The organism is Jatrophihabitans telluris (assembly GCF_023516435.1).
Lineage (GTDB): Bacteria > Actinomycetota > Actinomycetes > Mycobacteriales > Jatrophihabitantaceae > Jatrophihabitans_A > Jatrophihabitans_A telluris.
Genome location: NZ_CP097332.1, coordinates 3,075,557 through 3,095,412 on the forward strand (window position 1 = coordinate 3,075,557; position 19,856 = coordinate 3,095,412).

General features: G+C 70.2%; 11 protein-coding genes and 1 tRNA gene. 6 read left to right on the top strand and 6 right to left on the bottom strand.

The window, feature by feature from the left end; all coding sequences use genetic code 11:
- Nucleotides 1-23 precede the first annotated feature (23 nt).
- Genes M6D93_RS14270 through M6D93_RS14280 form a run of 3 tightly spaced genes read left to right on the top strand, consistent with a single transcriptional unit; the run spans nucleotide 24 to nucleotide 3,197 of the window.
- Nucleotides 24-1,382 carry an FMN-binding glutamate synthase family protein gene (locus M6D93_RS14270; protein ID WP_249770003.1) on the top strand — a complete coding sequence of 453 codons (1,359 nt, stop codon included), beginning with the start codon at nucleotides 24-26 and terminating at the stop codon, nucleotides 1,380-1,382.
- 4 nt (nucleotides 1,383-1,386) lie between these two features.
- The gene (locus M6D93_RS14275; protein WP_249770005.1) at nucleotides 1,387-2,562 is read left to right on the top strand and encodes an FAD-dependent oxidoreductase; all 1,176 of its coding nucleotides are present in this window, start codon (nucleotides 1,387-1,389) and stop codon (nucleotides 2,560-2,562) included.
- The gene (locus M6D93_RS14280; protein WP_249770007.1) at nucleotides 2,559-3,197 is read left to right on the top strand and encodes a helix-turn-helix domain-containing protein; all 639 of its coding nucleotides are present in this window, start codon (nucleotides 2,559-2,561) and stop codon (nucleotides 3,195-3,197) included. Before M6D93_RS14275 ends, M6D93_RS14280 begins: the two co-directional genes overlap by 4 nt.
- A gap of 48 nt (nucleotides 3,198-3,245) precedes the next feature.
- On the opposite strand, the gene M6D93_RS14285 is transcribed toward M6D93_RS14280, so the two are convergent.
- Together M6D93_RS14285 and M6D93_RS14290 are read right to left on the bottom strand one after the other, a co-directional pair.
- Nucleotides 3,246-5,471: a HelD family protein gene (locus M6D93_RS14285; RefSeq protein WP_488230381.1), complete on the bottom strand. Its 2,226-nt coding sequence runs from the start codon at nucleotides 5,469-5,471 to the stop codon at nucleotides 3,246-3,248.
- A 103-nt stretch (nucleotides 5,472-5,574) separates the two neighbouring features.
- Nucleotides 5,575-6,066, bottom strand: a complete 492-nt coding sequence (locus M6D93_RS14290) for a metallophosphoesterase family protein (RefSeq protein WP_249770011.1) — start codon at nucleotides 6,064-6,066, stop codon at nucleotides 5,575-5,577.
- A gap of 160 nt (nucleotides 6,067-6,226) precedes the next feature.
- Here M6D93_RS14290 and M6D93_RS14295 point away from each other — a divergent pair, with 160 nt between their 5' ends.
- Together M6D93_RS14295 and M6D93_RS14300 are read left to right on the top strand one after the other, a co-directional pair.
- Entirely contained in the window at nucleotides 6,227-6,967 is a 741-nt protein-coding gene (locus M6D93_RS14295; protein ID WP_249770013.1) for a GAF and ANTAR domain-containing protein, read from the top strand.
- A 130-nt stretch (nucleotides 6,968-7,097) separates the two neighbouring features.
- A complete protein-coding gene (locus M6D93_RS14300; RefSeq protein ID WP_249774210.1) occupies nucleotides 7,098-7,892 on the top strand; it encodes a MerR family transcriptional regulator in 795 nt (264 codons plus the stop codon).
- A gap of 6 nt (nucleotides 7,893-7,898) precedes the next feature.
- Here M6D93_RS14300 and M6D93_RS14305 read toward each other — a convergent pair whose 3' ends face one another.
- The 4 genes from M6D93_RS14305 to M6D93_RS14320 all read right to left on the bottom strand — a co-directional run bounded on the left by M6D93_RS14305 (nucleotide 7,899) and on the right by M6D93_RS14320 (nucleotide 19,372).
- A complete protein-coding gene (locus M6D93_RS14305) occupies nucleotides 7,899-8,600 on the bottom strand; it encodes a hypothetical protein (RefSeq protein ID WP_249770015.1) in 702 nt (233 codons plus the stop codon).
- 36 nt (nucleotides 8,601-8,636) lie between these two features.
- Entirely contained in the window at nucleotides 8,637-9,686 is a 1,050-nt protein-coding gene (gene lplAB / locus M6D93_RS14310; protein WP_347343654.1) for a lipoate-protein ligase LplAB, read from the bottom strand.
- 96 nt (nucleotides 9,687-9,782) lie between these two features.
- A complete protein-coding gene (locus M6D93_RS14315; protein WP_249770017.1) occupies nucleotides 9,783-18,953 on the bottom strand; it encodes a DUF11 domain-containing protein in 9,171 nt (3,056 codons plus the stop codon).
- A gap of 346 nt (nucleotides 18,954-19,299) precedes the next feature.
- Nucleotides 19,300-19,372, bottom strand: a tRNA-Asn gene (locus M6D93_RS14320).
- 198 nt (nucleotides 19,373-19,570) lie between these two features.
- On the opposite strand from M6D93_RS14320, the gene M6D93_RS14325 reads away from it, so the two are divergent.
- Nucleotides 19,571-19,846, top strand: coding sequence for a hypothetical protein (locus M6D93_RS14325; protein WP_249770019.1), 276 nt, complete (start codon nucleotides 19,571-19,573; stop codon nucleotides 19,844-19,846).
- Nucleotides 19,847-19,856: the final 10 nt, after the last annotated feature.

Below are 19,856 nucleotides of genomic sequence, written 5' to 3' on the forward strand. Positions count from 1 at the left end.
ACCCACTTCGACGGAGATCGCCGATGACCAGCGCGAACACCGACAGCGGGACGGCCAGCTCCGGCCTGCGCGAGTCGGCCACCTTCGACCGAGCCACCATCCACGAAATTCAGCGTGCGGCCGAGACGGGTGTGTACGACATTCGCGGTTGGGGCGCCAAACGAGCGGTCCCCCACTTCGACGATCTGCTGCTGCTCGGGGCCAGCATGTCCCGTTACCCACTGGAAGGTTATCGGGAACGCTGCGACACCGATGTGGTCCTCGGCGACCGGCACGCGAAGTTCCCCCTGCACCTGCAGATCCCCGTGACCATCGCCGGCATGTCCTTCGGTGCCCTGTCAGCCCAGGCCAAGGAGGCACTGGGCCGCGGCGCCAGCGAGGTGGGTACGTCGACGACGACCGGCGACGGCGGGATGACGGCCGAGGAGCGGGGCCAGTCCAAGCACCTGGTGTACCAGTATCTGCCCTCGCGCTACGGCATGAATCCCGATGACCTCCGGCGGGCCGACGCCATCGAGATCGTGCTCGGTCAGGGGGCCAAACCAGGCGGCGGAGGCATGCTGCTCGGCCAGAAGATCACCGAACGGGTGGCCGGCATGCGGACCCTGCCGGTCGGGGTCGACCAGCGCAGCGCCTGCCGTCATCCCGACTGGACCGGTCCGGACGACCTGGAGATAAAGATCCGCGAGCTGCGGGAGATCACCGACTGGGAAAAGCCGATCTACGTCAAGGTCGGAGCTACCCGGACGTACTTCGATGTGGCCCTGGCGGTGAAGTCGGGCGCCGACGTCGTGGTGGTGGACGGGATGCAGGGTGGCACGGCCGCCACTCAGGAGGTCTTCATCGAACACGTGGGTATTCCCACCCTCGCCGCCATCCCGCAGGCGGTGCAGGCCCTGCAGGAGCTGGGCATGCACCGCAAGGTTCAGCTGATCGTCTCCGGCGGCGTCCGCAACGGTGCCGACCTCGCCAAGTGCCTGGCGCTGGGGGCCGATGCCGTTTCCATCGGTACCGCAGCGCTGATCGCGCTCGGTGACAACAGTCCGCGCTTCGCCGAGGAGTACCGAGCACTCGGATCTGAAGCCGGTTTCTACGACGACTACCAGGACGGACGAGACCCCGCGGGCATCACGACCCAGGATCCGGAGTTGTCGGCCCGACTGGATCCGGTGCTGGGCGGGCGCCGGCTCGCGAATCTCCTCCGTGTCATGACGATGGAGGCCCAAACCCTGGCCCGCGCCTGTGGCAAGGCACACGTCCACAACCTGGAGCCGGAGGATCTGGTCGCGCTCACCATCGAGGCGGCCGCGATGGCGCGCGTCCCGCTGGCCGGCACGTCATGGATCCCGGGGCGGCCCTCCCGCGACGGCGACCGCTGGTGACCCGATGAGTTCGCTCGTCCACCCGAACCTGGAGGAGCTGCCCGACCGGGCCGATGTGGTCGTCGTCGGCGCTGGGCTCACCGGCGCGGCGGCGGCCTGGGCCGGCACGCGGCGCGACCTGTCGGTCGTCGTCCTGGAGCAGTTCACCATCGGCCACGCGCACGGCAGCTCACACGGCAGCGCGCGCATCGTCCGGCGCGCCTACCCCGACGAGCTCTACGTCGGGCTAACCGGACGAGCGTTCGAACTCTGGCAGGAGCTGGAAGCCTCGGCCGCAATGCCCATCCTGACCATGACCGGAGGCATCGATCACGGCGACCGGCGCGACCCCGAACGCATCGCCGAGATCTTCAGCCGCGCCGGCGTCCGGCATGCGCTGCTCGGGGCGGGCGAGGCGGAATCCCGCTGGCCCGGCATGCGCTTCGACGGACCCGTGCTGTTCCACCCCCAAGCCGGGGTGATGGACGCCGACCGCGCCATCCAGGCCTTTGTGGGCCAGGCCAAAGCCGGCGGAGCCCTGGTGTTCGAGAACGCCTCGATGCTCGACGCCCAGCTGGACCCGGGCGGCGTCATCGTGCAAACCAGCATCGGAACCGTCACCGCGCGACGGCTCGTCCTCGCCGCGGGTGGCTGGCTGGCGGGTCTGGCCGAATCGCTGACCGGAACCCGGCTGCGCCTACCGCGACTGAGCGTGACCCAGCAGCAGGCGTTCCACTTCGAACGTAGCGAGCCAGACGTCGAGTGGCCGATCACCGTGCACAAGCTTGCGAGTGGGGCGGGCCTTCAGGCCTACCACCTGCCCGGGGGCCGCGATGGTGGGCCGGACCACGATCGCAAGATCTCCGAACACTGCGGAACCACCGGCCCGACGACACCCCTGACCCGCGACGGCCTCATCGACCCGACCGTGCGGGAGCGCGTCACGTCTTACGTGCGGGAATGGCTACCGGGCCTCGTGCCGCTGCCACGCCGCGAGGTCAGCTGTCTCTACACCTCCACCGACAACGAGGACTTCCTGCTCGACATCGTCGACAATCGCATCGTGATCGCCTCGCCCTGCTCCGGCCATGGCGCCAAGTTCGCCCCGGTGCTGGGCGAAATCATCACCGGCCTGGTCACCGGCGAAGCGCGGCCGGATCCGCGATTCTCCCTGGCCGGGCATCTAGCCTGGACCTCATGACTCACAGCGTCGGTGCCGGATCACCCGAGCGGGAGATCACCGCCGAGTCGATCGGCGAAGGCGATCTCGAACGCAGCATCGCCCGACAGGTTCGGCACTATCGGGCGCAGGCGGGTCTGTCCATCGCCGAACTCGCGAGCAGGGTGGGCGTCAGCAAGGCGATGATCTCCAAGATCGAGAACGCCCAGACCTCGTGCAGCCTGACCACCCTGGCCCGGCTGGCGACCGGTCTGTCCGTCCCGGTCACCGCGCTGTTCCGCGGCGTCGACACCGAGCGCGAGGCCGTCTTCGTACCGGCCGGACACGGCGCTCGGATCGTGCGCCGCGGGAGCCGGGTCGGGCATCAGTACGAGTTGCTGGGTGCGCTGCGGGGAGAACACAAACGCATGGAGGCCGTGCTGGTGACCCTGACCGAGTCCTCGGAGGTTTTTCCGCTCTTCCAACATCCCGGCACCGAGCTGCTCTACATGCTGGACGGAGAAATGGTCTATGGGCACGGCGATTCCAGCTACCTGATGAAGCCGGGCGACTCGATGCAGTTCGACGGCGAAGGCCCGCACGGGCCGCAGGAGTTGCACCGCCTGCCGATCCGTTTCCTGTCCATCACCGCCTACGGCGACACCGCCGCGAGCTGACGCCGACGACGGCAACGTACCGCACCGCACCCGCCGATCCCCTGTTGCTCAGCGATCGACCAGCCCGGCCGGCAGCGCGCGTTCGTGCAGCACAGTCAGCCGCTGGGTGGGCCGGCTCATGGCCACGTACAGATCGTTGACCCCGCGCCGGCGCTCAGCCACGATCGCGGCCGGCTCCACGACGAGCACGCTGTCGAACTCGAGGCCCTTGGCCTGGCCCGCGGTCAGCACGACGATTTCCGGCGAGCCTTCGTCCACGGCCGCGGACAGCGCGCCCTCGATCGCCGCCTGCAGGCCGGCCGGCACGATCACCGCCACCGATCCCCCGGCGGCCTGGCGCTGTTCGGCCAGCGCCGTCATGACCACGTCCTCGATCAGGTCGAGCTCTACGCGCCGGACCACCGGAGGCTGATGCCCCTCGCGGGCCGAGGTCAGCGTGCCCACCCCGATACCGGCCGCGGTCATCACAGCGATCGCGTCGTCCATCACCACCCGGGGCGTCCGGTAGTTGACGCTGAGCTGAGACAGCCGCCAGCGGTCGCGCACATAACGGTCGAGCACCTGACCCCAGTTCGTGGCGCCGGCCGAGGATGAGGTCTGGGCCGGGTCCCCGACCAAGGTCATCGATCGGGTCGGGCAGCGGCGCATCAGCATGCGCCATTGCATCGCTGACAGCTCCTGGGCTTCGTCCACGACGATGTGCCCGTAGGCCCAGGACCGGTCGCCGGCGGCGTGCTCGGCCACCGTGCGCCGTTCCCGTTGCCCGGCGTAGCGATCGACCAGGTCGTCGGCGGTCACGGCTCCGACGGCGCCGAAGGTCTCCAGGCTCTGCTCGGCGAACTCCAACTCGCCGACCCGTTCGGCCGCCCGGCGCGCGGCGGCGGCCCGGGCGACGGCGTCGTCCTCACCGAGCAACTCGGCCGCCTCGTCCAGCAACGCGACATCGGCAACCGACCACGGCTCGCCGGCCTCGCGATGGAGCAGCTGGCGGTCGCGCTCGGACATGCCGCCTGTCGCGGCCCGGCGAAAGCCCGGATCGGAGTACAGCTCGGTGAGCAGTTGTTGCGGGGTCAGCGGCATCCAGAGCAGGTTGATCTCGCGCCGAACATCCCGGCTGTCCCGCAGCGAAGTGACCAGCTCGGCCCTGGTATCGGCCGAGCCGGTTCCGGTCAGTTCGATGTCCAAGGCCTTGGCGTAACGCTGCACCAGCAGTTCCAGCAGCTCGACCACGAACACGGTGCGGGCCTCGTTGTGCGGCTTGCGCGAGTTACGGGCTCGCTGCCGAGCGGCGAAGGCGTCGTTCTCGGTCAACAGCACGGTGGTGCCGTCGATCTTCAACGGAATCGACTTGCGGGGAAGGCGCTGGCGGGCACGAACCGCCCCGGAAACAACCCGGATCATGCGCCCGGATCCCTTGAGGCGTTCGACTTCGGCCGATTCGCCGACCACCGTGGACACCCCCGGAAACAGCTCGCCCGGGGTGGCCATGACGACGCCCGTCTCGCCGAGACTGGGCAGCACCTGTTCGATGTAGTGCAGGAAGCGCCGGTTCGGTCCGACGAGCAGGACGCCGCTGCGCTCCAGCCGCTGGCGGTGCGCATAGAGCAGATACGCCGCGCGGTGCAGGGCGACCGCGGTCTTGCCGGTGCCTGGACCGCCCTGCACGACCAGGATCCCGGCCAGCTGATCGCGCACGATGCGATCCTGCTCGGCCTGGATGGTGGACACGATGTCACGCATCTGACCGGTGCGGTGGGCGTTGAGGGCCAGCATCAGCGCGCCCTCGTCGGAGACGGTGGTTTCGTCGCGCGGCTCGTCGGTGAAGGCCTGATAGTCGAGGATCTCGTCGGAGATCGCGGTCACCCGGCGTCCGGAGGTCGTCAGGTGCCGGCGACTCAGGACGCCTTGCGGGTCGGCCGGCGTGGCCTGGTAGAACGGCTCGGCTGCGGGCGCGCGCCAGTCGATGAGGATTCGCGCGCCGGTGGCGTTGGCCAGGCCGATCCGGCCGATGTGATGGTGCGAGCCGTCGAGCAGGTCGAGCCGTCCGAACGCCAGCCGGTCCGAGACCGCCCGTAACCGGGCGAGCTGGTCGGCGTGCAGCGTGGCGAAGGCATCCCGCTCCGCCCGTGCGGCCGGGGTCCCCGCGGTCGGGCCGCGACGGGTCTCCTCCAACATGCGGGCCGTCTCGGCGGTGACCTCGTCGAGACGGCGGTACAGCGAATCCAGCGTCGCCTGCTCCTGGATGAGCTGGCGGTCGGCCGAGGACGTGCTGATGGCTGGCTCCTGACGACGGGCGGCGGCGCTGGCCCGGACCGGTCCGGGACGTCGGTCGAAACGAGGAGATTCGACCGGCGATCTAGTCTAGTCGCTTCCGCGGTCAGCTCACCGGCACGATTTGGCAGCGCTGGATTCGTCCGTCGCCGACGTCCAGGACGGCGATCGTCCCGTGGGGCTGGCGGCGCTTGTCCGTCGGCGATCCCGGGTTGAGCAGGCGCTGCCCGGCCAGCTCGGAGTCCCAGGGAATGTGCGAGTGACCGAAGACGACCAGCCGGGCGAGCGGGAAGCGACGCCGAAGGCGCAACTCTCGGCCCGTCCGGGGACCGCTGTCGTGGATCATCGCAACCGACAGCCCCTCGATGTCGAACTCGAGGACTTCCGGCGCCGGCCATCGCGCGACGTCCGGGCCGTCGTTGTTGCCACGCACCACGCGCACCGGGGCGAAGCCACTGAGTTGCTCGAGCACGGCCGGCGTGCACACATCGCCCGCGTGCAGGATCAGCTCCGCGGCCGAGAGCTCGTGGGCCACGGCCGGCGGGCACGCCTTCCAGAACCGCGGGGCATGAGTGTCGGACAGGGCAACCACTCGCATGAGGGCATTCTCGCAGCCGCCCCTGGGTGCTCGGAGTTTGCATAGATTCGGACCAACGCTTGCATAGATTTCTGCGCTACTTTGCATAGGTCACCGGCCAGTCGAAGAGCGGCGAGTCGGCGGCAGCGAAGAGATTCGCCCATTCCGAGAGGGATGATCGATGTCGATCACCGCCGAGTTCGTCCGGGCCCGCTTGTTCGCCGAACTCGCCCAGGATCTGGCCGCACAGCCTGACGCCACCACGGCCGTCAATCGCGTGCTCAGCCAGGCCGTGGCCCTGACGGGATGCGAATCGGCCGGGTTGTGGGTGCTCACCCCCTCGGGAAACGGCAAGTTGCGGGCGTGCACCGAGCCCGGGCTGGCGGAGCTCGCCGACAAGCTCATCGCCGAGCAACGACGCGGAACCGTCTGGGACTGTCTCGTCGACGCCGACGCCGTGTGGGTGTCCGACACGTCACGAGAGCCACGCTGGCAACTGCACGACCGATCCGTCGACGCGGCGTTCGTGAAACACGCCTCCCCCCGGGCGATGGCCGGTTTCGCCCTTCGGGTGGATGGTCAGGTCAGCGGAGTGCTCGTCCTGGGCTCGTCGCAGGCCGGCTTCTTCGACCAGGAGGTGCTCGCGACCGCTCGCATCTTCGCCCAGCACGCGGCGATCGGCCTGGAGGTGACGAACCGGGCGGTCAAGACGCGCAACCTGGAAGGCGCCCTGGACTCCAATCGCCGGATCGGCGTGGCCATCGGCATCCTGATGTCCCGGCAGCACATCACCGAGTCACGGGCCTTCGACCTGCTGCGCCGGGATTCGCAGAACGCACACCGCAAGCTTCGGGACGTGGCCGAGCACGTCATCCTGACCGGACAGCTCCCGTCCGCCGAACAGCGCGTCCTGGCCTCGTGAGGAGCGCCCCGACCGGCCCGGACCGATGAACGAAGACCCGCCGACCACCGGCCAACCCCCCGCCGGTGCTGGGCAGCCGGGTCCCGACGCAATTCCGTTGTCGTCGGCGGCCCGGCTGCTTGGCGTGCCCATGCCGACCCTGCGCTCCTGGGAGCTTCGCTACGGAATCCCCGCCATGGACCGGGAATCCGGACGGCACCGCCGCTACAACAACGCCGAACTCCACGCCATGCGGCTCATGCGCGACGAGATCGCCCGCGGGAAGCGGGCCAGCGTCGCGGCGCATTCGGTGCAGCAGATGCTCGGTCAGGCCGGCCCCGCGCGGGGATATCTGGACAGGTTTCTCGCGGCCGCCGAGCAGGAGAACCCGGCGGCGATCCGCCGGCAACTGGACCGGGCACGCGAGGGTCTGGGCCTGGGGGCGTGCATCGACGACGTCCTGCTACCGGCCCTGCACCAGGTGGGTACGTGGTGGCAGACCGGCCGCTGCGACATCGACCAGGAACGGCTGACGACCGAAACCGTGCGGGGGTGGCTGGATCGCCAGTCCTCGCTGGCCCCGCCGACGGTCGATCCGACCCCGATCGTGCTCGCCTGTGGCCCGAGCGACCTGCATACCGTGGGGCTCGAGTCCTTCGCGCTGCTCCTGCGCATGCGAGGCCGCAGTTGCCGGGTGCTCGGCGCCCGGACGCCCGCGCTGGCGCTGATCACCGCGATCCAGGCCTCTGGCGCCCGACAGGTCGTCATCGTCTCGCATCTGAGTTCCGGGCGGCACCGCGCGGTGGAATCCTTGCGGCAGGTCGCCGCGCTGGGTGTGCAGACCTACTTCGCGGGCAACGCTTTTTCCTCTACCGCGGCAAGGCGCGGTGTGCCGGGTGAGTACCTGGGCACTCGGCTGCAGGATGCCTGCTCGGCCCTGCTCTGAACGCGGTCAGTGCGTGCAGCCCGCTTGCCCGGCCAGTAGAGCGAGATCGTCGAAGCCCACGAGCAACGTGCTGCGATGCACGCCGAGCGTCGTGTAGAAAACGCGAAAGCGCACCGGCAACGGAGCCACGCAGCTGACCCGGGCCGTGAACACGGTCTGGATCCAGAGCGACTGACCGTGCGAGACGAGTTGCCCGAACGGCCGGCCGCGACAGTCCGCGTGCGCGATCGATTCCTGGTGCAATCCGGCCAGCGGAAGGTCGGCCTGCCAACTGGTCACGCGGATCGGGTTGATCTCGACATTGGTGAGCTCGATGCCGACCGTGACGCGGCGGCCCTTCTGCTCCGCGCAGACCTTGCCGGTCTGGCTCAGGCCCACGAAGCTGTCGGCGGGCGAGCCGTTCGGTGACGGCGCGACCAGCGACAGTGTGGCACTCGGGGACGGGCGGGGCGGCGCCGCTGAGCCCCGACGATCACGATTGATCAGCGACACCAGGCCGATCACCACCAGCGCGGCGACGACCGCCGCCACGACGATGCGCCCGGACGTCCAGGGCCGCGCGCCGCCCGGCGGCCCGGTCGCAGCATCACCAGAGGCCGGGTCGGTGATCGAGGCGTCGGAATCGGCGGACTCGTCCGTCCAGGCCAGCAGAACCTCCGGCTGGTCCCGGGACAGCCGGTCCGCCGATGGCAGATCGTCCTTGCCCATCGGCCCAATGTAACCGGCCGCACGAGCCGCGTTCGGCTACGGGATGCGGCCGATCCATTCGGGCGTGGCGAACTTGTTCTCGATCAGGTCGGCCGCGATGCGCTGTTCGTCGGCGCTGACGTCCGAGGGTGTCAGCCCATAGCGCTTGGCGAAGCTGGCCAACATGGCCTCGATGATCGCCTCGCGCGGCAGCCCGGTTTGAGACCGCAGCGGATCCACCCGTTTGGCGGCCGAGGCCGTGCCCTTCATGGACAGCTTCTCCCGCCCGATGCGCAAGACCTCGGTCATCTTGGCGGAGTCGATGTCGTAGGCCATCGTGACGTGATGCAGCACCGCGCCGTTGGCCAACCGCTTCTGAGCGGCTCCGGCGATCTTGCCGGCCGGTGAGGTGATGTCGTTCAAGGGCTGGTACCAGGCCCTGATGCCGAGCTCGCCCAGCGCGCCGAGCACCCAGTCGTCGAGGAAGGCGTAGGAGTCTTGGAAGGACAGGCCCTCCACCAGCGACGCCGGTGCATAGATCGAGTAGGTGATGGTGTTGCCGGGTTCGACGAACATCGCGCCGCCGCCGCTGATCCGGCGGACCACCTCGATGCCGTGGCGGGCCGCCCCGTCCGGGTCGACCTCGTTGGACAGGGACTGGAACGACCCGATGACCACGCAGGGCGAGGCCCACTCCCAGACCCGCAGCACAGGTCCACGACGGCCGGAGCCGACCTCCTCGATCAGGGTTTGATCCAGCGCCATGTGGTAGTTCGGGCTCTTGGGACCTTCGTGAATCAGCGACCACTGGTGATCGGTCCAACTGGTCGCCTGCGACAGCGCACGTCGCACCGCGGTGGCGACGTCGGCGGTGCTGAAGCCGTACATGACCGTCGACGGCGAGAGAACCGCGTCCATGCGCGCCGTCAGCTCCATCGCGCTGGACCGCACCGAAGCCCCGTCGAGGGTCCGGTTGATGTCGGCCAGGGCCTCGTCCGGTTCGAGGAAGAAGTCGCCTGAGACGTGGACGTCGCGCAGTTGCCCGTCGATCACGTCGAGGTCGACGACGACCAGCTTGCCCGAAGGAACCTTGAACTCACCGTGCACGACTCGAACCCCTAGCTCGACGAGGACCGCCGACATCAAGCCGCGACGGTGTACCGAACCGGACAACGCCCGGCCTCACCACGGTAATCCCGGCACTCAAGCGCGCCGGCGACGCCGTCCGGTGAGAAGCAGCACCAATCCGCCGAGCAACAGCCCGAGCGCGGACCACGACATGGCCGTGATGGGGGTACCGGTCGCGGCAAGGCCGCCGCCGGCGACATCGACGATCACCTGGCCGCAACCGGCGGTCCCGGTCGCACACAGTCCGGTGGCACCGACCCGGCCGCCCCGCGGACCGCCGTTGTTGTCGGGCTGAGGATCCGGCGTGTCCGTCTGCACGATCTGGGCGGTGTTCTGGGCGGTGCTCGACTCGACGATCTGGGTCAGCGACAGCGTGGCCCGTTGGCCGACCGCGAGATCGCCCAGATCCCACCGTCCGCTGGCCAGGTCGTAACTGCCCTGACTCCACGAGGCGGTGCTCGGCGCCAGGCCGCTGGGGTTGTCGGTTACGGCCACCGACCGCGCGACGGACGGGCCGCGGTTGGTCACCGTCACGGTGAATCGGGCCTGGCCACCCATGCCGATCCGGGCGTCGGCGATGGTCTTGCTCAGGACCAGGTCGGCCGAGGTCTGGCTGGTGGCGATCGCCGCCGCCCGGTTGTTGGCCGGAACACCGTCGTAGGTGTCGCTGGCCACGACGACCTGGTTGATCACCTTCCCGCCGGGAAGCAGGTTCGCGTTCGCCGTCCCGGTGATCGTCTCACTCAGGTTCGAGTCGGCCGGCAGCGACGGATAGGTGCACTGCACCACTACGGGATAGTCGGCCAGCGTGTAGGGACCATAGGCCGAGCCGAGCCGGTCGAGGTCGGACCTGGTCGTGGCGCGCGTGATGCAGGAGGCGCCGTCGATGTGTGCGTCGGCCGTGCCGACCGCGGCCGTGATCACTGCCGGCACCGGGTCGATGGTCGTGACGTTGGTCGCCACGCTGGGACCGGCATTGGTGACCGTGACGGCGTACGCCACCGGAGCGCCGGCGACCACACCGGAGCCGTCCAGTTCGGCACCGACCCCGAGGTCCGCGGCCGTGGTGACCGGCAGCGATCCGGTATCGGCCGGGCCGCCACCGCACTGGTCGGTGCAGCCGTGGGTACCGGCCGGGTTGGTCACGGCGTCGTAGTCGGCGTTGACGGTCGCGATGTTCTGCGCGTCGCCTACCGCGGTCACGACGCCGGTGATGTGGAACAGGGCGCTGTCGAAGGACGACGCGATGACGGTGCCGGTCAGCGTGTTCGCGGCCGAGCCGGTGGTGTCGCAGATGGCCGTGCCGGTGGTGGTACAGGTGATCTGGCTGACCTGCACGATGGCGGGCACGGTGTCGTGCACGGAGGCCAGGCCGACGCCGCCCCCGGCATTGGTCACGGTGATCGTGTACACGATGGTGTCGCCGACGTGGTAGTTGCTGTGATCGGCGGTCTTGGTCTCGGTGATCACCGGGTTGTCGGCAACGGGCAACGCCGGAGTGCTCGCCTCACCGCCGCCGCATTGGCCGTTGCAGCCGTCCGTGGTGGGCGTGATCGTGGCCGTGTTGCCGACGTCGCCGGTGCCCAGGACCTGGCCGGTGATCACGAAGCTTCCGCTGGTCCCGCCGGCAAGGGTGATGCTGCCCGAGACGGCGTTGCTCTGCGGACCGTGCACGCAGCTACCCGGGGCCGGGGCATCGCAGCTGACCATGACGTGCTGGACGTTGGCCGGCACGGTATCGGTCACGGTCGCGGTGCCGGTGCCGCCGCCGATGTTGTTGACGGTGATGAAGTAGGTGATGTTCTGGCCGTAGACATAGCTGCTGCGGTTGGCCGTCTTGGTCTGGGTGAAGACCGGGTTGTCAGAGGCCAGCAACAGTCCGGTCCCGGCCGATCCGCCACCGCACTGCGTGCTGCAGCCAGGCGTTCCGTTGGGGTTGGACGTGCTGTCGTAATTGGGGTTGATCGTGACGAGGTTGGCGACCGAGCCGGAGGTGAGCACCGTTCCGATCACGGTGTAGACGACGCTGCGGCCGGCCGGGATGCTGACCGCGCCCCGGACGGAGTTCCCCGACCCCGTCGACGTGCAACTCGCTCCGGTGGCCGGCGCGCACGTCACCGCGGTGACGCCGACCGTCGGCGTCACCTCGTCGAAGACCGATGCGGTGCCGCCGCCGGAACCGGTGTTGTTCACGGTGATCGTGTAGGTGATCGCCTGACCGACGATGTAGGCGGCGGCATCGCTGACCTTGGTCTGGGTGAAGACGGGGTTGTCGGTTGCGGCCAGCGGACCGGTGCCGGCGTCGCCGCCGCCGCACTGAGCCGAGCAGCCGGGGGTCGTGGCGGCGACGGTGGCGGTGTTGGCCACCGATCCGATCGCGTTGACCGTGCCGACGACCGTGAACGTACTGACGGCTCCCGCCGCGAGGCTGACGGTGCCGGCCAGCGTGTTGCCCGACGATCCGGTTGTGGCACAGGCCGAACCGGACGGCGCGGTGCAACTGATCGAGGTCACCGAGATTCGCGACGGCACGGCGTCGGCCACGGTCGCGGTGCCCGGGCCGGTGCCGGTGTTGGTGACGGTCACCGTGTAGGTGATGGCCTGACCGAGGATGTAACCGGCCGAGTCGGCGGTCTTCGTCTGGGTGAACACGGGGTTGCCCGCCGCGTCGATCACGCCGGTGCCGGCTGTACCGCCGCCGCACTGACCGGCGCAGCCGACCGTGGTCGGGGTGACGTCGGCGATGTTGGCGACGCTGCCGGCCGAGGTCACCCGTGCGCTGATCGTGACGGTGACCGAACTTCCGGCGGCCACCGACACCGACGCGGCGACGGAATTACCTTGTGGGCCGGGGCTGCAGGCCGACGGGGCCGCGGCCGCGCAGGTCACCGAACCCACCGTGACCGTGCCGGGAACCGTGTCGGTGACCGTGGCGGTACCGGCTCCCGAGCCGGTGTTGGCCACCGTCACCGTGTACGTGATGGGTTGACCGACGATGTAGGCGGCCGCGTCGGTGGTCTTGGTCTGGGTGAAGAAGGGCGCGTCACCGATCGGGAGCGCCCCGGTGTCCGCGGCGCCCCCGCCGCACTGGCTGCCGCAGCCGGCGGTGCGAGGCGTCACGTCGGCACGGTTGCGGGCCGAACCGGCGGCGTTGGCGACACCGACGATCGTGTAGACCGCCTGGCCGGACGCGGCGAGGGTGACCAGACCGCTCACGCTGTTTGCGCTGGTGCCGCTGGTCGTGCAGGTGCCGCCGGTCGCCGCGCAGCTGACACCGGTGACCGTGACCGTCGACGGCACGGGGTCGGTCACCGAAGCGCTGCCCGCGCCGGCGCCGGTGTTGCTGACCGTGACGGTGTACGTCACGGTCTGGCCGACGATGTAGGACGCCGAATCGGCAGTCTTGGACTGGGTGAACACCGGGTTGGCGGTGATCGGGATGCTGCCGGTGCTCGCGCTGCCGCCGCCGCACTGGGTCGTGCACCCGGCCGTGGTGGGTGTGATGGTGGCGGAGTTGGCGGCATCGCCGGCGCTGGAGGCGGTGCCGGTCAGGGTGAAGGTCGCTGACTTGCCGACGGCCAGATTCACCTGGCCGGACAGGGTGTTTCCGCTCGATCCCGTGGTGTTGCAGCTGGAGCCGGAGGGGGCCGCGCAGCTCACCGCGGCGATCGAGACCGCCGACGGGGCGGTGTCGGTGATGGTCCCGGTCCCGGTCCCGGTGCCGGAGTTGGTCACCACGATCCGGTAGCTGACGGGCTGACCGAGCAGATAACTCGTTCGGTCCGCGGTCTTGGTGATCGTGAAGGACGGGTGGTTGCCGGCCGGAACCGGGCCGGTGCCGGCGTCCCCGCCGCCGCACTGGTCGGCGCACCCGCCCGTCGTCGGCGTCACGCTCGCGGTGTTGGCAAGGTCACCGGCGCTGCTGACGAACCCGGTAACGGTGAAGGTTGCGGTGGTTCCCGCCGCGAGATCGACCGAGCCGGAGACCGAGTTCGACTGTGGTCCGGCCACGCAGCCGTTGCCGGCGTCGGGTGCGGAGCAGGTCACCGACGAGACATCGACGGCGGCCGGGACCGTGTCGAGCACGGTGGCGGTGCCAGGCCCGGCGCCGGTGTTGTTGACCGTGATCGTGTAGGTGATCGCCTGCCCGACGATGTAGGAGGCCGAATCGGCAACCTTGGTCTGGGTGAACAGCGGCTGGTCGCCCGCGCTCAGCGGTCCGGTGCCGGCGGTTCCACCGCCGCACTGGGTGGTGCAGCCGGCCAGGGTCGGCGTCACGGTGGCCGTGTCGGAGATGTCTCCGGCGCCGGTGACGGTCCCGGTGACGAAGAACTGCACCTCACCGCCGGCCGGTACCGACATCGTCGCGTGGATCGAGTTCGCGCTGCTGCCGGTGGTGGAACAGCTGGCGCCCGCCGTAGCCGAACAGGACACCGAGGCCACGCCGACGGTGCTTGCGACGACGTCGGAGAGCTCAGCCGTGCCCGGACCCGAGCCGGCGGCGCTGTTGTCCACGGTGATCGTGTAGACGATGGCCTGCCCGACGATGTAGGTCGCGGAGTCGGCGGACGTGCTCACGTTCAGGTCGGGCGCCGGCGTGGCCGTCAAGGCGGGCGTGGCGGCGGTGCCGCCGCCACACTGGGTGGTGCACCCCGCAGTCGTAGGCGTCACCGTGGCGCTGTCGGTGACCGTGCCGGTGGCCACGACCGTGCCGGAGACGTGCAGCTGAACCGATCCCCCGGCCGGGATGTCCACGCTCGCCGAGACGTTCTGCCCGGCCGAGCCGGACGGATCGCAGGCGGCGGTCCCGGTGGCGGTGCATGTGACGGCGACCGAGCCGACCGCTGCGGGCACGGTGTCGGCCACGCTCGCCGTGCCCGCGCCCCCGCCGGTGTTGCGGACGGTGATCGTGTAGTTGACGGGCTGGCCGACGATGTAGGAGCCCGTGTCGGCGCTCACCGTCGGGGCGAAGACGGGATCGGTGCCGGAGGAGACCGCTGCGGTGGTCGCCTCACCGCCTCCGCACTGGCTCGCGCACCCGGGCGTGGTCGGGGTGATGATCGCCGTGTTGACCAGGGAACCCGCTGAGGTCACCGTCCCGGAAACCGTGTACACGACCGCGCTGCCGGCCGGCATGCTCACTGATCCGGCAACGCTGTTGCCCGACGAGCCGGTGGTGTCGCAGCTCGCCCCGCCACTGATCTGGCACGTCACGGCGTTGACGGCCACATTGGCGGTGACCGGATCGTCGACGGTGGCGGTGCCGCCGCCGGCCCCGGTGTTGTCGATCGTGATCGTGTAGGTGATCGGGTCACCCACGGAGTAGCCGGCGGCGTCGGCGGTGTTCGTCGGGACGAAGACCGGATTGTCGGTACTGGCCAGGGGGCCGGTGTCGGCGGTGCCGCCGCCACACTGACCGGCACAGCCGCTGGACGTCGGGGTGACGGTGGCCGTGTTGGCCACGCTGCCGGCCGAGATCACCGTTGCGCGGACGGTGTAAACAGCGCTGCCGCCTGCGGGCAGCTTCACCGCTCCGGCGACCGTGTGACCGCTGGAGCCGGTGGTGTTGCACTGCCCGCCGCTGCTGACGCCGCAGGTCACGCTGACGCTGCCGACGGTGGCCGGAACGCTGTCGGCGACCGAGGCCAGGCCCGTCCCGCCCCCGGTGTTGGCGACCGTGATCGTGTAGGTGATGGGCTGGCCGACCAGGTATGAGCTGTCGTCTGCGGTCTTGGTCTGAGTGAAGACCGGCGTGCTGCCCGCGGTCAGGGCGGCCGTGCTGGCCGTCCCGCCGCCGCAGTCGTTGCCGTGGGCACAACCGGCGTCGGTGGGCGTCACGGTGGCGGTGCTGGCCACCGACCCGGAGGCGGAGACGGTGCCGGTGACGACGTAGCGAGCGGATGCCCCAGCGGCCAGGGTCGCCGCTCCGGCCACGGTGTTGCCGCTGGAGCCGGCGGTGTCACAGCTGTTGCCGGTCGCGGTCGTGCAGGTCACCGACGTCACGGTCACGGTGGCCGGGACCGGATCGCTGACCGACACGGCGCCCGCGCCGAGCCCGGAGTTGGCGACCGTGACGGTGTAGGTGATCGGCTGGCCGAGCAGATAACTGGACGAATCCGCGGTGTTGGTCTGGGTGAAGTGGGGACGGTCCCCGATCGTGACCGGTGCGGTACTGGCGTCCCCGCCGCCGCACTGCCCGGCGCACCCGGGCGTGGAGGCGCTGACCGTGGCCGTGTTCGTGGCGTCCCCGGCCGCGACCGCGACGCCGTCGACCGAGTAGGTCACGCTGCCCCCGGCCGGGATGCTGACGCCGCCGGTGACGGTGTGCCCGGACGGCCCCGCCGCGGAGCAGGAAGCGCCGCCGGTCGCCGAACAGCCCACCGAAACCGAGCCGACCGTCGCCGGCACGGTGTCGCTCAGCGTGGCGGTTCCGGCCGCCAGACCGCTGTTGCCGACCACGATCGAGTAGTGCACCGGCTCGCCGACCAGATAGGCCGTGGCCGAAGCCGTCTTGGTCACGGTGAAGTTCGGGATGTCGCCGGCGCTCAGCGGCCCGGTAGTGGCCGCGCCACCGCCGCATTCGGTGCTGCAACCGGCCGTGGTCGGCGTGATCGTGGTGGTGTCGGCCAACGAGCCGGTGCCGTTCACGGTGCCGACGACGGTGTACGTCGCGGTGGCCGCGGGCAGCAGGGTGACGCGGCCGGCCAGGCTGTGTCCCGACGATCCCGTGGTGTTGCAGGTCGAGCCGTTCGGAGCATCGCAGGACACGGAGGCCACCGTGACCAGGGCCGGAATTTGACTGGCGACGGTCGCGGTACCGGCCACCAGCCCCGAGTTGCCGACGGTGAGGGTGTACGTGATCGCCTGGCCGACGAGGTAGCCGGACTGGTCGGCGGTCTCGGTCTGGGTGAACACCGGCCGGTTCTGGGCGCTGGCCGTCGCGGTCGCGCTGCCGCCACCGCACTGCGCCGCGCAGCCGGTACTGGTCGGCGTGACCGTCGCGGTGTTGTTCAGGGAACCGGCCGCGGCGACCGTACCGGCCACGACGTAGCTGGCGCTGGCCCCGGCGGTCAGCGTGAGGGTGCCCGAGACCGACTGCCCGGACGATCCGGTGGTGTTGCAGGAGTTGCCCGGGGCCGTGCAGGTGACGCCGGTGACCGTCACGGTGGAGGGGACGGTGTCGGCGACCGATGCGCTGCCGCCGCCGGCGCCGTTGTTGGTCACCGTGATCGTGTAGCGGATCGGATCGCTGGTGAGATAGCCCGCGCGGTCGGCGGTCTTGGTGATGACGAAGTGCGGCGAGTGGGCCTGCCTCGCCGGGGTGCTGGCCGCTCCGCCGCCGCACAGCACCGGTGTGCAGCCGGCACTGGTAGCGGTGACGGTCGCTGTGTTGGACACCGCACCGTCGGCGATCACGGTGCCGTTGACCGAGTAGACGAGCTGTCCACCGGCCGGAATCGTCATGCTGCTGGCGACGGAGTTCCCGTCCGCGGGGGGCGTGCAGGTCGCGCCGGAGGCCGACGCGCAGCTGGCCGAGACGTCGCCGACGGTCGCCGGCACCGTGTCGGCGAGGTTCGCCGTTCCGGGGACCTGGCCGGCGTTGGTGACCGTCACGCTGTAGGTGATCGGATCGCCCAGGCTGTATGAGGCCTTGTCGGCGCTCTTGGTCTGGCTGAAGCTCGGGTACCGGACGAGGGTCGTCGTGGCGCAGTCCGCGGCGCTGGTGCAGCTGCCGTTGGCGCCGGTCGCGGTCACGATGTCGTGCAGCGCGTTGTCGCCGCCGGTCGGGGCCTTCACGGTCACCGAGAAGGAGACCGTCGCGGTCTGGCCCACGGCCAGCGGGCCCGCTCCGCTGAGCGTCGTGGTCCCCGCGAAACTCCAGCCGGCCACGGTGCTCGTGGCGTCGCCGTTGTACGTGGCGTCGTCGAGCACGCCGGCCAGGTCGGCGCTGAACGAAGCCAGGGTCGCGCCGGCGTAGGCATTGTCACCGGTGTTGGTGATCGTCACTGTGTATCCGACGGTCCCGCCAGGCACCGTGGTGGCTGGGGAGACGCTGGAGCTGACCGTGTACTGACGGTTCCATTCGAGTACGACCAGCCCGTTGCCGCCGGCTTGTCCGGTCGCGCCGGGCGTCCCGCCCTTGGCCACGCCCGCGACGTACTGGGGGTCGCTCGGGTTGGCCGCGGCCCCGCCCGTCCCCGTCCCCGAGGTGTTCGTGCCGTTGCCGCCGGCGGTGGTCGAGGCCTGGGTGACGCCGGTGACCCCGGTGTAACTGGAGCCGCCACCACCGTCGCCGTTGTCGTGCGCGGGCACGAGCGCGGACTGGGCGTCGTCGCAGATCCCGCCGCCGCCGCCGTACCAGCCGGCACCGCCGCCGCCACCACCCTCGTTGTTCTGGGTGCCGACCGGATTGGTCGGCTTGTCCGACGATCCGGCGCCACCGTGCAGCGCTGATCCGGACTGGGCGGGGACGCTCGCGCACTGGTAGTCGGTCGAGCTGGCGCCGGTGCCCCCGGCGCCGCCGGCGCTCTGGGTTCCGCCGCGTCCGTTCAGGCTCGCGTTGGCCGCGTCCTGCCCGCCCGTGTCTCCCCCGCCGCCGCCGGCGACCTGATCGGCGCTGCTCGCCCCCGGAGCTGCCCCGCCCCCGGCGCCGGCGATGATCAGGGCCCCGGCCGGTGCCGGGTGGGTACCGGTGAACAGGCCGGACAGGCCGCCGCCGGATGCTCCCCGGGACAGCGTCGGGTCGGCGTTGACGGCGTTGTTGGTGGAGCCGCCACCGGCGCCGCCGCCGCCGTAGGTAGGTGTCAGCGAGTTCGGTTGACCGCCCTGGCCGACGACGACACCGAGGTCCTGCCCGGGAGTCACGGCGAGGATTGCGGTGGCGAACCCGCCGCCGCCGCCCCCGCTACCGCTGACGGACGCTCCGTTGTAATCGGTATCGGGCGCGCCGCCGCCTGCGCCCCAGACCTTCGCTTTGATCGTGGTGACGCCGTCGGGAACGGTGAAGCTCTGGTCGGCGCCGGAGTAGGTCAGACGGACACAGTCGGTGAAACCGGGCTCAGCCGTGCAGTTGGCCTGGGCCGCGGATGCGGGACCGGCGCCGGTGGTGGCGTCGACGACGGCCCACGCGACGGCTCCGCTGAGGGCCAGCGAGACCGCAGCCAGGACGGCGCTGGTCCGATTGAGCAGGGGACGCCGATTCCAGCCGACCGCTCCTTTGAGCGCAGCTGAATGACGACCCACCATGCGACCTGCTCCCAGCGACCCGATCTCGGTTTGATCATCGCGCACCAAGGGCAGCACCGCCCTGAGCCACGCGGGTTAAGTAAAGAGACTGTTGTGACGAATGGCAACCGCACAGATATGTATGGAACGGATTAACAGGACACAGTTTGGTAACACTCTGCAATCAAGGGCTCACTGTGCAGGCTCAACGGATCAGCTCACCGGATCGGGCGTTCTCCTGACGCCGGGCAGCGGTGGTCGCACTGGTGCGACTTACCGGTTGTGCTCGCGAGCCTGGGTGACGGTCACATCACGTCATCGGCACGAACGCGGCGCGGGGGCCAGGTTGCCCCGACCCCCGCGTGTGCTCCCCCATCTGGACTCGAACCAGAAACCCTTCGATTAACAGTCGAATGCTCTGCCAATTGAGCTATGGGGGAATGCCCTCGACTGTCCCGCACAGACGAGGATCGAACCAATGTCGAACGATCACCGCTCGGCGGGCAGCGCGTAGAAGAATAACCCATTGCCGAGGCAGTCCGTACTCGGGTGGCCGCCGGTGGCAGACTGAGCCCGACGCGGCCGCGCGGGACCACTGCACCCTGCCGTGCGGCCCACCGGTACAGAGAGGCCTCCCCATGAAGCCATCGTTCATCGTCGGCGCCCTGGTGGGTTACGTGCTCGGCGCCCGGGCCGGACGCGAGCGCTACGAGGACATCGTCGCCATCGCCCGGCGGGTTGCCGGCAGCCAGACCATCCAGTCCACCGCCGGGGTGCTCCAAGCCCAGGCCGGCGAACTCGCGGCCAGGGCCCGCGACCGCGTCTTGGACCACATCCCCCTGCTCAAGACCCAGACCCACGCCGCGCCCAGCGCCCGCGTGCCCGCCAACAACGGCTATCACGGCACCCGCTGACTGAGCGGAG